At 60.2% G+C, this 13467-nt stretch carries 12 protein-coding genes; 7 read left to right on the top strand and 5 right to left on the bottom strand.

Annotated elements, in window-relative coordinates:
- Positions 1-20 precede the first annotated feature (20 nt).
- A complete protein-coding gene (locus SELIN_RS00610) occupies positions 21-2984 on the top strand; it encodes an FAD-binding and (Fe-S)-binding domain-containing protein (protein WP_013504769.1) in 2964 nt (987 codons plus the stop codon).
- Here SELIN_RS00610 and SELIN_RS15045 read toward each other — a convergent pair.
- The 5 genes from SELIN_RS15045 to SELIN_RS00630 all read right to left on the bottom strand — a co-directional run bounded on the left by SELIN_RS15045 (position 2968) and on the right by SELIN_RS00630 (position 7749).
- Positions 2968-3117, bottom strand: a complete 150-nt coding sequence (locus tag SELIN_RS15045; RefSeq protein ID WP_156787996.1) for a hypothetical protein — start codon at positions 3115-3117, stop codon at positions 2968-2970. The two genes, SELIN_RS00610 and SELIN_RS15045, sit on opposite strands and share 17 nt — an antisense overlap.
- Positions 3095-3865, bottom strand: coding sequence for a class II glutamine amidotransferase (locus tag SELIN_RS00615; RefSeq protein WP_013504770.1), 771 nt, complete (start codon positions 3863-3865; stop codon positions 3095-3097). The genes SELIN_RS15045 and SELIN_RS00615 overlap by 23 nt, the downstream gene beginning before the upstream one ends.
- A gap of 1 nt (position 3866) precedes the next feature.
- Positions 3867-4775 carry an AEC family transporter gene (locus SELIN_RS00620; RefSeq protein ID WP_013504771.1) on the bottom strand — a complete coding sequence of 303 codons (909 nt, stop codon included), beginning with the start codon at positions 4773-4775 and terminating at the stop codon, positions 3867-3869.
- A 64-nt stretch (positions 4776-4839) separates the two neighbouring features.
- The gene (locus SELIN_RS00625; RefSeq protein WP_083805851.1) at positions 4840-7254 is read right to left on the bottom strand and encodes a U32 family peptidase; all 2415 of its coding nucleotides are present in this window, start codon (positions 7252-7254) and stop codon (positions 4840-4842) included.
- Between the two features lie 84 nt (positions 7255-7338).
- The gene (locus SELIN_RS00630; protein ID WP_013504773.1) at positions 7339-7749 is read right to left on the bottom strand and encodes a hypothetical protein; all 411 of its coding nucleotides are present in this window, start codon (positions 7747-7749) and stop codon (positions 7339-7341) included.
- Between the two features lie 141 nt (positions 7750-7890).
- Between SELIN_RS00630 and mnmG the strand changes: the two genes are divergently transcribed.
- The 6 genes from mnmG (at position 7891) to SELIN_RS00660 (ending at position 13464) form a co-directional block, all read left to right on the top strand.
- Entirely contained in the window at positions 7891-9783 is a 1893-nt protein-coding gene (gene mnmG / locus SELIN_RS00635; protein WP_013504774.1) for a tRNA uridine-5-carboxymethylaminomethyl(34) synthesis enzyme MnmG, read from the top strand.
- Positions 9780-10391: a 16S rRNA (guanine(527)-N(7))-methyltransferase RsmG gene (gene rsmG, locus SELIN_RS00640; RefSeq protein ID WP_013504775.1), complete on the top strand. Its 612-nt coding sequence runs from the start codon at positions 9780-9782 to the stop codon at positions 10389-10391. Before mnmG ends, rsmG begins: the two co-directional genes overlap by 4 nt.
- A gap of 33 nt (positions 10392-10424) precedes the next feature.
- Positions 10425-11084, top strand: a complete 660-nt coding sequence (locus tag SELIN_RS15390; RefSeq protein WP_013504776.1) for a ParA family protein — start codon at positions 10425-10427, stop codon at positions 11082-11084.
- 15 nt (positions 11085-11099) lie between these two features.
- Positions 11100-11846: a triose-phosphate isomerase gene (gene tpiA / locus SELIN_RS00650; RefSeq protein ID WP_013504777.1), complete on the top strand. Its 747-nt coding sequence runs from the start codon at positions 11100-11102 to the stop codon at positions 11844-11846.
- A gap of 150 nt (positions 11847-11996) precedes the next feature.
- Positions 11997-12284, top strand: coding sequence for a preprotein translocase subunit SecG (gene secG / locus SELIN_RS00655; protein ID WP_013504778.1), 288 nt, complete (start codon positions 11997-11999; stop codon positions 12282-12284).
- Positions 12285-12303: 19 nt separating this feature from the next.
- Positions 12304-13464, top strand: a complete 1161-nt coding sequence (locus SELIN_RS00660) for a murein transglycosylase domain-containing protein (RefSeq protein WP_013504779.1) — start codon at positions 12304-12306, stop codon at positions 13462-13464.
- Positions 13465-13467 lie beyond the last annotated feature (3 nt).

The following is a 13467-nucleotide window of genomic DNA, read 5'->3' on the forward strand; positions in this document are numbered from 1 at the left end:
ACATACAATAAGGAAATGACATGAACCTTTCGGTGAGACCAGGCGATATCGCCAAACTCCCCTCCACCTATCAGGAGTTCTATCGGGAGATCGCCCCCCATTTTGCTCCCCAGGACATTATCGCTGACCCCTTGCGCACTCTGGCCTATGGCACTGATGCCAGCTTCTACCGCCTGATTCCCAAACTGGTGGTGAAGGCCGGCTGCAACGAGCAGGTGGTTGTCCTGCTGCAGGTGGCTTCCCGTCTGAACATTGCCCTGACGTTCCGCGCGGCGGGTACCAGCCTTTCGGGCCAGGCCATCTCCGATTCCATACTGGTCATGCTCGCCGAGGGATGGTCCCACTGTGATGTGGACGCCCATGGCTGCGCCATCACCATGGGGCCGGCGGTCATTGGCGCCGAGGCCAACCGTGTCCTCAAACCCTTCAGCCGCAAAATCGGCCCCGATCCCGCCTCCATCAACCACGCCATGATCGGCGGTATTGCCGCCAACAACGCCAGCGGCATGTGCTGCGGCACGGCTGACAACAGCTACAAGACCGTGCAGGACATGACCATCATCTTCCACGATGGCACCGTGCTGGATACGGCCGATCCCGATTCCGTGGCGGCCTTTCGCCTGAGCCATGGCCACCTGATCAGCGCTGTGGAGAGCATGCGCGATGACATTGGGGCAGACGCCGAACTCAGCGCTCTGATCCGTCACAAGTTCAAGATCAAGAACACCACCGGTTACGGCATCAATGCCTTCGTGGACTTTGATGACCCCATTGATATCATCAAACACCTGATGATCGGCTCCGAAGGCACCCTGGGCTTTATCGCACGTATTACCTATCGCACGGTCCACGACCACAGCCACAAGGCCTCGTCCCTGGCCCTCTTCCCCGATATCCGCCAGGCGTGCCTGGCGGTCATGCGTCTGAACCGCGATCTGGTTTCGGCGGCGGAGCTGATGGATCGCAAGTCCCTGCAATCTGTCGAAGACAAGGCGGGCATGCCCGAGTACCTGCGCACCCTGGACAGCGAAGTGTGCGGACTGCTCATCGAAGTGGAAGCCGAAAACCACGACGCCCTGCATAGGAAGATTGACGCCGCAGTGGCCGCCCTGGAAGGCATTCCCACCGCCCGCCCCCTGGAGTTCAGCACCGACAAGGCCGTGTGCGCCCAGCTGTGGAATATCCGCAAAGGGCTCTTTCCCGCCGTGGGCGCCATGCGCACCATGGGTACCACCGTTATCATTGAAGATGTGGCCTATCCCATGGAGCACCTGGCCGACGCCATCAGCGGCCTGCGCGCCATGCTGGATGAATACGGCTACACCGATTCCATCATCTTCGGCCACGCCCTGGACGGCAACGTACACTTTGTCTTCACCCAGGACTTTGCCAAGGAAGAGCAGGTACGCCAGTACGACGCCCTGATGCAGGAAGTGTGCAACACGGTGACTGGCCAGTACGGCGGCTCCCTCAAGGCCGAGCACGGCACCGGGCGCAACATGGCTCCCTTTGTGGAAATGGAGTGGGGCAAACAGGCATACAGCTATATGCTGCGCATCAAGCAGACCTTTGACCCCCAGGGTATCCTCAACCCCGGTGTTATCATCAACGAAGACTCCCTGGCCCACCTCAAGGACCTCAAGCACCTGCCCGCCACCCATGAAATCATCGACAAGTGCATCGAGTGCGGATTCTGCGAAGTGAACTGCCCCTCCCGCAACCTGACCCTGACACCGCGCCAGCGCATCACCACTCAGCGCTATATCACCAGCCTGCGCGCCATCGGACAATCCGGCGAGCTGCTGAAGCGGGTGGAAGATGACTACCAGTATATGGGCGAAGCCACCTGCGCCGCCGACGGACTGTGTGCCACCACCTGCCCCGTGGCCATTGACACCGGCTCCCACACGAAAAACCTGCGCAGCACTCAGAACAAGACCATGGGCAGACGCATTGCCGGCCTGTGCGCCCGCAACTTCGCCCCCCTCACCAAGGGCATAGCCCTGGCCCTGGGCTTCTCCCACATTGCCCACCGCGTTCTCGGCAAATCCCTGCTGGGTGGACTAAGCCGCGCCGTGCGCAGCCTCAGTGGTGGGAAAATTCCCGCCTGGGATCCCTGGTTTCCCAAAGCGGCCTGGTTTCGCCCAGTCAATACGAAAAAAGTTGAAGCAACCCATGCTCCGAGAGTGAGCCAGGATGGCGAACGGCAGACACTTGAGCCAGGGAAGGAAGCGAACGTGTCTGGGAGGAGCATGGGTGACGAAGCGCCCAGGCAGGTCGTATACTTCCCCGCCTGCGTAAGCCGCAGCATGGGCCCCGCCCACGGCGACCTCGACCAGCGCAGCCTGACCGAAGCCATGCTCAGCCTGCTGGAAAAGGCGGGATACGAGGTGATTTATCCGGCAAACCTGGACGCTCTGTGTTGTGGAACTCCCTTTGAGAGCAAGGGTTTCATGGAAGAGGCCGATGCCAAGAGCAGCGAGCTGGAAAAGGCCCTGCTGGCAGCCAGCGACAGTGGACGTATTCCCGTGCTGTGCGACACCAGCCCCTGCCTCTATCGCATGCGCCGGGTCATGGATGCCCGACTGAAGTTGCTGGAACCCGTGGAATTCATTCACGACCACCTGCTTGGGCACCTGAACATTGAGCCCCTGCCCGAAACCGTGGCCATTCACATTACCTGCAGCGCCACCAAGATGAACCTGCAGCCGAAATTCCAGGCCGTGGCAGCCGCCTGTGCCCGCAGCGTGGTTTCCCCCCCGGAAATCAAGTGCTGTGGCTTCGCCGGCGACCGCGGGTTCAACTACCCCGAGCTCAACGCCTCGGCCCTGGCGCCCCTGAAGGCAGCCCTGCCCGCGGACTGTAAGAGCGGATACTCCAACAGCCGTACCTGCGAAATCGGCCTGGCTCGCCACAGCGGCATCAGCTACCAGTCCATCGTCTATCTGGTGGATCGGGTGGCACGGCCTAGAAGCGATAGTTGAGGGAAGCTGTTATCAGCGTTTTTTCATAGCGGTAGAGGGGAATGTTGGAATCGTTCTCCAGATACTGCACTCTGCCATCCAGGGTGATGGCAGGCGTCAGCTCACGGGAGTCAGAATTTTCGGGGAATACCATCCTGGAAGAGCAGCAGTTCGCCGGGCCAGATCATGGTCCAGGATTCGTTATAGGTAAGTGGGGTGGTGGCGATGACGGTCACCCGGTCGGCGGGGGTGGTCACCTGGCTGAAATCCAGGGTAATGTCCTGATCCACCAGGTGGGCGGACTGGAAGGGATGCTCGCGAATAATATAGTTGAGTTTGGTGCTGCAGTGGGCAAAGAGCCACTGTCCGTTGGAGAGCAGAAAATTGAAGATGCCGTGGGTGGCAATGTGGCGGGTAATTTCGGCCATGGCCCTGTACAGCGCTTCCGCGTTGGGGTTTCCCTGGGGAAAGCTCTGGAACAGGTGCTCCAGGATCAGGCAGAAGGCGCGCTCGCTGTCGGTGTCGCCCACGGGGTTGTAGCGTCCACCCAGGGTCGGATGGAAATGGTTCAGTTCGCCGTTATGGGCAAAGAGCCAGTATTTTCCCCACATCTCCCGCACGAAGGGGTGGCAGTTCTCCAGGGTGACATGGCCGTGGGTGGCTTTGCGGATGTGGGCAATGACATTTCTGGATTTGATGGGATACTGTTTCACCAGGGCGGCGATGGGCGACTGACTGGCGGGCAGGGAGTCCAGGAAGGTGCGGCAGCCGCCGTCCTCAAAAAAGCCGATGCCCCAGCCGTCGGTGTGGTGGTCGGTCAGCCCGGCCCGGGCGGCGAAGCCCTCGAAGGAAAAACAGATATCGGTGGGGACATTACAGTTCATTCCCAGGAGTTGACACATACTACACCCATCCCAGAGCCAGCCACCACAGGGGCAGCGTGATAAAGGAAAACACAATCCCAACCCCAAGAAGCAGGGGAACCAGTTGAGGACGCAGGCCGTACTCCATGGCCAGGATGCCTCCCACGATCATGGGTGGCATGGCTGCTTCGAAGATGGTGACCTGCACGATCTCCCCTCTGCCTCCCAGCAGCAGGACAAAGAGGACGAATATAGCCAGGGGAGCCAGCAGCATCTTGAAACCAAGCCCCAGGGCCAGCTCCCGCTCAAGGCCCCGGAGTCCCCGCACGGTAAAGAGGGTGCCCACCGAGACCATGGCCAGCATGGGAACGGTGCTGCCGATGGTGCTGAGGGTATCCGTCCACCACAGAGGATAGGCAATGGGTCGCAGGAGCAGGGCCACAATGGCGGCAATGGCGGGTGGGAAGGTGAGGATCTTGCGGGCAATGGCTGAGGGGCGGATGTTGGCGCGGGAGGAAAAGATTCCTGCGGTGACAATGCCGGCGGTGGAGAGCACCAGAAAGCTGCCGGCCTGATCGGCGATAATACCCACCGCCAGCATATGGGAGCCGTAAAATGCGTCGATCATGGGCAGGCCGATAAAGGAAGTGTTGCCCATGCCCCCCAGCAGAATCAGGCAGCCCACGGTGGCGCGATCCAGCTTCAGCAGTTTGCCGACGACGAGGAAGAAGGGGATGGCCAGGCCGAAGGTCAGCCAGGGCATGGCCACGGTGAACAGCAGTTCCCGCTGAAACTCCAGGCTGTGTATCTGCAGCAGTACCAGAGCGGGCAGGCTGATATAGATGATGACGGTGTTGATCACCTGGGGGGCATTCTCGGCGATGCGCCCGGTGTGGCGCAGGATGGCTCCACCCATAAAGCACAGCACAACCATCAGCAGGCTCTCCATGGTACTCCTTTCGTCACTCTTCGCGGTACAACGGCACTTGCGCCCATATTATCCAGGTTCGCCATCAAGGCATTGGCGCGAACGCTCCTGCCTGCTGCAATGCCTTGCCTGTCAGCAGGCGGGCGGCCTCTTCCAGAATGCCTCGTGCCTGTGCCGGGGTTTCGTCCAGGAACTCCAGTCGAATATCACGAACCCCCCGGCCAAGCAAGCCCGGAAGTGTGTGCAGTTGGTTCAGGCTTTGGCCGTGGTAGATGGTATTGGCGCAGGTGGCGTCGGCCTGAACCATGTGCCGTTGCCCTTTGCGGTCGCGGATTTCCAGGAGATGGTGCTGGCACAGGAGCCCACAGGCGGGTTTCGGGCGGCCAGCGGCCAGGTGCCCGCTGAAGAGGCAATAGCCCATGTGAAACATGGCCGGGTGAAAATGCACCGGTACTTCCATGCGACCGGGGTCTGCCTGCTCAAGAAGCAGCCAGAGCTGGTTCTCCTCCAGCTCTGGCGAGGGGCAGAGGCGATGGAGCCCCTTTTCGAGGAAATACCGGAAGCTCAGGGGGTTGGTGATGTTCAGGCGCATATCGCCCACCAGGGTGGGGTGGGCATTCTGCCCCAGCACGAAGCCCAGGGAGCTCAGGCTGCGAATCAGCAGGGTATCGGGACTGTGGTTGAGAATCGCCTCCATGGATGGCCCGTCGTGGGGCTTGAGCAGGGCTGGAGTGCACAGGCCGGTGGCATATCCCAGGTCGCGCAGCCGCCGCAGGGCGCTTGTGGGGTCCTGGCCCGCAGGCAGGTCAAGGTAAACGGTTCCCATGGGCAGCTGGATTCCTGGCAGGGCATCCAGCTGCGCTTCATTCCGCAGCAGCAGGTGCAGGCGGGGTGCAGCACATTGCGGAGCATGGGTCACTGCCGGAAGCGGCAACACCACGCATGGAGGTGGGGTGCCGTGGGAGCGCCGGGCGATGAGCGCTTCCACCGCAGCACGGCGGAGCTCCTTCAGCTCGCTGTTGGGCAGAAAGAGTCCCGGCTCCACATCCACCTCCCACTGTTCGATGGCAAAGGGGGTGCGGCCCAGGGCACCCAGGTGCTTGCGCAGGGTGGTTTCATCCAGGGGAGCGCGGCTGGCGGGTTCCAGCGCAATTTGGCTGCTGTTGCGCACATGGTGGCCATCTTCATCGTGCAGGTGCAGTTCCAGTGGCGCTCCTGCGCGGCCCTGCAGACGGGCGCGCAGGGGAATGGTGCGCTGGCGCTGCTGATCTGTCCAGCTGCGCTCCAGCTCTTTTTCCACCGCCGGGGCGCTGGTGATAAAGACATCGGCCCCTGGCGTAATGGTGTGGGCGGGGAACTCCCGTCCCATGGTGAGGGTCAGCTGTGTGCCGGCCTGTGCCACACCATAGACAGACCCGCCGTGCTCGGCCTTGCCCTGGACCAGCAGCAGGCCATCGCCAGCCTGGGGGGTGTAGCGGCACACCTGATGGATCAGCAGCTGCTGTCCCTGTACGGCGTGGACAGAACCCAGGCGCAGTCCGCGATCGCCGGAGTAGTCCGGTTCCATGAGGGTGCGCTGGAAGGTCTCTTCCAGCCAGCCGCTGGAAAACCGACGGCCGAAGGTCAGGGCCATGGTTTCGTGGGGGGGTGGCATATGCGCTTGCCACTGCCATCTCCCCAGGGCCGACCCATAGGCCTGCAGCACGGCGGCCACATAGTGGGGGGATTTCAGGCGGCCTTCAATTTTCAGGGATTGGATGCCCATGCGGGCCAGGGTGCTGGCCTGGCCTGTGGTGCACAGGTCGGTGGGGGAGAGCAGATAGCGCGCCGGACCCTGCTCCTGGCCGTCCAGGAGCAGATCGTAGGGCAAGCGGCAGCTTTGGGCGCACTGGCCCCGGTTGGCGGAGCGCCCTCCCATGGCGAAGGAGGCGAGGCACTGCCCCGAGCAGCTGATGCACAGGGCGCCATGCACGAAGACTTCCAGTTCGCGGGTGGTGTGCTGACGGATGGTTTCCAGCTCCCGCAGGCTCAGTTCACGGGCCAGGATAAAGCGGCGGATGTCCAGATCCTCCAGCGCCTCCATGGCCCAGGAGCTGGTGATGGTCATCTGGGTGGAGGCGTGAATGATCTGGGAGGGGCAGATATGGCGGATCAGGCGGGCCAGCCCGATATCCTGTACGATGATGGCATCGGGGCAGAGTCCGATGAGTTCCGGGATCAGGTGGCGGGCGCTCTCCAGCTCGCCGGGCAGCAGCAGGGTGTTCCAGGCCACATAGGCCTTCAGGCCGTACAGGTGGCACAGGGCAATGCTTTCCCCCAGTTCCGCCATATCCATGGTGTTGGCGCGCGCGCGGGCGTTAAAGCCGGGCATGCCCATATAGATGGCATCGGCACCGTTGTGGATGGCCGCCAGCAGCATCTGTCTGGTGGATACGGGGGCCAGCAGTTCCGGCATCGGATGGGAAGGCCGTGCTGGTGTTGCGGAAGACTTCAGATCCATACTTCTGCCATGGCGGACAGGTTCCGGGAGCAGCGTCTATTCATGGGCGTGGTTCCTCAGGAAGGGTATGGCACATCCGGCTGCTCACGATGCCAGGTGCAGCAGGATGCGCAGCAGGAAATAGGCATAGGGCAGGGAGGTCAGTACCAGGGAGAGGCGCACCGTTGCCATGAACTGTTCAGCACCGGCCTGACGAAACGCCTCTTGCAGGACCAGCGCCTGGTCAATCCCTTTCATGGAGTAGAAGAAATACAAAAAAGAGATCATGAGGAACAGAATGCCCAGGGCAAAGGCTTCCAGGGCAATAAAGCACACCAGGGCAAAGAGGATGTGGATGAAGGTGCCGTGGACTGGCTGGGTGAAGCGGATATGTTCAATGGAGAGGCCTTCAGAGGAAGGGCGCGCCATTTGCTGTTGCAGGATGCGATAGTTACTGAAGCTGGCGTACAATTCCATGATGGCGAAGTACGCTGCACCGAGGACACTGATGAGCATTGAGGTTCTCCTTGCAAATTCGGGCTGAATATACCATAACTTATGGCGCAAAGTAACCGGGCAGTTGTCCGGTTGAATTTTTTGCCCATGCTCCCGGCCCGTCACGTGGCCGCGAGGCTATTTTCCGCGAAGGAAACACCTATGCTCAACTATACGCGCACCTTTGACGTCATTGTGGTGGGAGCGGGCCACGCTGGCTGCGAGGCGGCCCTGGCAGCGGCCCGCATGGGCTGTTCCACCGCCCTGTTCAGCATCAATCTGGACACGATTGCTCAGATGAGCTGCAATCCTGCTATTGGCGGCGTTGCCAAGGGCCATCTGGTCAAGGAGATCGATGCCCTGGGGGGTGAGATGGCCCTGAACATCGATGCCACGGGTATTCAGTTTCGCACCCTCAACACCAGCAAGGGTCCGGCGGTGCGTTCTTCCCGTGCCCAGGCCGACAAGCAGCTCTACCGCAAGCGCATGAAGCAGGTGCTGGAGCTGCAGCCCAATCTGCATATCACCCAGGATATGGTGACGGGCATTTTTACACAAAACGGGGTGATTGCCGGCGTTATCAGCCAGATCGGCGTGCGTTACCACGCGCGGGCGGTGGTGCTGACGGCAGGAACCTTCATGAATGGCACGGTGCATATCGGATTTGAGAGCTTCCCCGCTGGTCGCCTGGGCGAGCCTCCCGCCCTTGGACTCTCCGAATCCCTGCAGGAGCACGGGTTCGAGCTTGGGCGCCTGAAGACCGGCACCCCGGCCCGGGTCAACCGGCACTCCATCGACTTTTCCAGAATGGAGGAGCAGCCGGGTGATCCTGACCCCAGGCCGTTTTCCTTTATGAATACCCACATCCGCCAGTCTCAGGTTCCCTGCTGGATCAGCTGGACCAACGAACGGACCCATGAGATCATTCGCCGTAATATTGAGCGCAGTGCTCTCTACAGCGGCAAGATCACTGGCATTGGCCCCCGCTATTGCCCTTCCATAGAGGACAAGGTGGTCAAATTTCCCGACAAGGATCGTCATCAGACTTTTCTGGAGCCCGAGGGCTACGATACCAATGAGTTCTACATCAACGGCATGAGCACGTCGCTGCCTGTGGATGTTCAGATGGAGTTTTACCGTACCATTCCCGGCCTGGAGCGGGTGGAGTTGATGCGCCCCGCCTATGCCATTGAGTATGACTTTATTCCCCCCACGCAACTCTGCGCCACCCTGGAGACCAAACCCGTGCGGGGGCTCTTTCACGCCGGGCAGATCAACGGCACCAGCGGCTATGAAGAGGCGGCGGCCCAGGGTTTGCTGGCGGGGATCAATGCGGCGCTGCGCGCCAGCGGGCGTGAACCGGTGACCATTGGTCGCGAACAGGGCTATATCGGGGTCATGGTGGACGACCTGGTGACCAAGGGTACCCGTGAGCCCTATCGCATGTTCACTTCCCGGGCCGAACATCGCCTGGTGCTGCGCGAGGACAACGCGGATCTGCGTCTAACAGAACTTGGCCGTCGTGTTGGTCTGGTGAGCGATGAGCGCTACCGGCGCTTTGAGATCAAGCGAACCATGGTGGAGGCGGAAAAAAAGCGCCTGCAGAATCTGACTGTCAAACCAGCTCCCGAAGTGAACCAGCTTCTGGCGGAACTGGGCACAGCGGTGTTGGCCGAGCCTTTGCGGGCAGCCGCTCTGCTGAAGCGTCACGAGGTGCACTACAAACATCTGGTGCAGATGGGAGCGGGCCTGGCGGGCTTGCCCGCCGATGTGCGGGAGCAGGTGGAAATTCAGCTGCAGTATGAAGGCTATATCCAGCGGGAAGAAAAATTTATCCAGCACCAGATGAAGCTCGACCGGGTGCAGATTCCCGCCAGTTTCGACTACGAAAGCGTCTCCGGCCTTTCCCGCGAAGTGCGGACCAAGCTTCTGGAGATTCGCCCCGCCACGCTGGGGCAGGCGTTGCGTATTTCCGGGGTGACCCCGGCCGCCGTTTCCGTGCTGAGCATCCACCTGGAAAACCTGCGTCGTCAGCAACGCGGAGCCCAGCAGTGAGCGCCTTTGAAAATTTTCTGCGTGATCTGGGGCGCGAGGAGCTGCTGCCACTATTCGAGCTGTACTGCCAGGAACTGGTTCGCTGGAATCGGGCCAAAAAGTTGACGGCAATCACGGAGCGCGCGGAAGTTTACGATCGTCACTTTCTCGATTCGGTTCATGGGGTGGATGGGCTCCTGCCCCAGGGGGCGCTGGTGATTGATATTGGCTGTGGAGCCGGATTTCCGGGGCTGCCCCTGAAAATGCTGCGGCCCGATATCCACCTGATCGCCGTTGACTCCATTTCCAAGAAGATTGCCTTTGTGCGCCATATGGCACGCAAGCTTGGCCTGCAGGGGGTGGAGTGCTTTGACCGGCGCGCCGAGGAGCTGACCCAGCTGCACGCCAAGGCTGATGTGGTCACTTTCCGCGCCGTTGCCGACAGCGCGTTGCTGGTCAAGATAGGCTTGCCATTCCTGAAGCAAACAGGTAAGTTACTGCTCTGGAAGACGAAACGGGAAGTTCCCGAAGCCGAACAGGTGGCTGGCCGCACTGGACTGCAGATGACATTCCACGCTACCCCTTTTGGTGAAGAGACGGGCATTCTCGAGCTTTCATACGCCCGCTGACTGGCCTTTCGAGCTTAAGTGGAGGAGCACACGATGATATTTGCCATCACCCATCCGCGCAACGGCAGCTTCAAGACGACGACAGCAGTTAATATTGCCGCAAATCTTGGTATATACGAGAAGAAGACTCTGCTGGTGGATGTGGCCGGGGGCGATGCCTCCACACTGCTGGGCTGCGAGAGAAGCCTGCCGGGTATCACGAATATCTATCGCGGTGGCGAGCGCATCGTCGATTACGTGGTGCCTACCCGCTCGCCGGGGGTTGATCTGCTGCCTTTTGGCACCGGCAGCTTCGGATTCGGCATGTTCTGGGAGAGTCTGCTGGAGGAGCTGCAAAGCGAGCCCTACACCTATATTGTCCTTGACGTCAACCTCAACCAGTACCCTCCCCTGGGTGCCAGGTACTGGAACTGGATGTTCTTCCTGAACCACCGTTCGCCCTTTCAGGTGGAGGACGCCAGGGCCATGGAATCCATGGCGCATCTGGTCAGCAGTGTGGCGGATCTCTCCTTCCGGGTTATCAACATGGGGGAGCACGCGCCGGCGTTGGAAGGTCTGGATATCTTCGAGACGAGTCTGCCCATTGACTCCAGCATTCGTCGCTACACGACGCCAGTGGCCAACAGCCAGATCACTTCGCACCTTTCCCGCAGCTTTACCCAGCTGACCAACGAAATTCTGACACTGTCATAAATTGGAGTAGTTTTCATGCGTACCACGTATCTTGTCGGCAACTGGAAAATGCACTATGCGCCTGCGGATACCCGCACCTTTCTGGCGCGTTTCCTGTCGCGTATTGGCACCGTCACCGCCGGACGTGAAATTGTCTTCTGTCCCCCTGCTCTCTCTTTGGAGAGCGCCCTTGAGGCGGTAAAAAGCACGCCGGTGTCCGTCGGCGCCCAGAATGTTCACCACAAGGAGTCGGGAGCCTATACCGGAGAGATATCCGCACCCATGCTGCAGTCCATGGGGGTGAAATACGGTATTGTTGGTCACTCGGAGCGTCGCCAGTATTTTGGTGAAAGTGATGTGCTGGTGAACCAGAAGGCTGTTGCCCTGCTCAACTGTGACATTACTCCCATCATCTGTGTGGGCGAGACCCTGGAGCAGCGTGAAGCCGGTGAGGCGCAGGTGATTGTGCGGCAGCAGGTGGAAGCAGCCGTTGCCGGCATGGATATCACCCGCCTGATTATTGCCTATGAACCGGTGTGGGCCATTGGCACCGGCAAGACGGCAACGCCCGCTGACGCTCAGGAGGTTCACGACGTGATTCGCGATACCCTGCGCTCCCTGGGAGACAGCCAGCGGGTGCCGATTCTTTACGGTGGATCAGTAAAGCCGGAGAATATTGACAGCCTCATGGCTCAGCCCGATATCGACGGAGCCCTGGTCGGTGGAGCGAGCCTTGAAGTGGAGAGTTTCCTGCGTATCTGCCAGTATAACGCCGGAAGTTGACCTGCCAGGCGAATCAGTATATTCTGCATTGTTTTTCTGTCAGGCGACTGCATGATTTCCATGGCACAGTGGAGGGCAGGAGCTGATATCGGCATATGTGCGGATATTTCTGAAGCAATTTCTGAAGAGTAGAGAAAGGTATAATTTCCCATGACCACACTGTTAGTTATTCTGCATGTTCTGGCGGCTATTGCCATTATCGCGTTTGTTCTGATTCAGAAGGGCAAGGGTGCCGATATGGGCATGATGGGTGGCTCCGACTCCATTCTGGGTACCGGTGGTGCCAATTTTCTCATCAAGATCACCGCGTTTGCTGCGGTTATTTTCCTGGCCACGGGCCTGATTCTGGCCATGGTGCAGACGCGCGCCTACACCGAAGGTGGCAGCGTTATGGACAGCGCTGAAGTTCCGCAACAGCAGCAGCGTGCCGCTGATTAATCGTCCAGGGCCTGGCCCGATGCCATCTCACTCCTTCTGGCAGACATCATTTCCCCGGCGCGCGGTTCTGCTGTCCCTGGCGCTGCTGCCCCTGAGCGGCTGCTCTTCCCGGGAAGTGCGCCGCCATTTTGAGCAGATGGGAAAGGCCGCTGTGGATGAGGGGCTGGACACGATTTCGTCGGGAATCCCATCGACGGGGAATACCGTGATGGACGAGCTGGTGCGTCAGCAGTTCCGGCAGCTGGCCGACAGGCTGCGGGCCAAGTGGGGTGATGAACGGATTGCCAGTCCCACCGAGTATGTCAAGTATACCGACGACTACAACACCCGTGCCATTGTCAACTTCGAGACGGGCAGTATCCGGGTGGAGACCATTGCCAGCGATAATCCCCGCACGGTTCTGGAAAAGGCCATCATCACCACTCTGCTGACGCCGGAAGATCCCGGCAAGGTTGATCTGCTCAGCGACCGGGCGGTGGAAGTGGGCAGTCAGCCTTTCCTCTACAATCTGGTACTGGATCACGAGGGCCAGCCCATCCGCTGGGAGTGGCGCGCGCAGCAGTACGCCAGCTACCTCATCCAGACCGCCTACCAGCAGGATCGCTCCCAGAGCCTGGTTCGTCATTTTGTCAGCTTCGCCATGGTGGACGGTTATCAATCAAATCAGCAGCGCCACTATCAGGAATATGTCAGTACCAACAGCCAGCGTTTCGGCATCCGGCAGCCCCTGATCTATGCCATCATGGAGGCGGAGAGCAGCTTTAATCCACACGCCATGAGCCATATTCCCGCCTACGGCCTGATGCAGATTGTCCCCACCACTGCCGGGCGCGATTCCCATGAACTGATTTACGGGCAGCCAGGCACGCCCACCAAGGAGTACCTCTTCGTGCCCGGCAATAACGTCCGCATGGGCGTAGCCTACCTCTCTATCCTCAACGACCGCTACCTGGCGCGCGTTACCCACCCCCAGTCACGGGAGTACTGTGTGATCGCCGGATACAATACCGGCAGCGGCAATGTCCTGCGCGCCTTTGACAGCGATCGCAGCCGGGCCTTTGACCGGATTAACGCCCTGTCGCCCCAGCAGGTATACCACCATCTGGTGCAGCACCTGCCCTACCAGGAGACCCGCGACTATATGCGCAAGGTGACTACCTTTGAGCGCAAGTATCTGTGACAC

It is taken from the genome of Desulfurispirillum indicum S5, from assembly GCF_000177635.2.
GTDB lineage: Bacteria > Chrysiogenota > Chrysiogenetes > Chrysiogenales > Chrysiogenaceae > Desulfurispirillum > Desulfurispirillum indicum.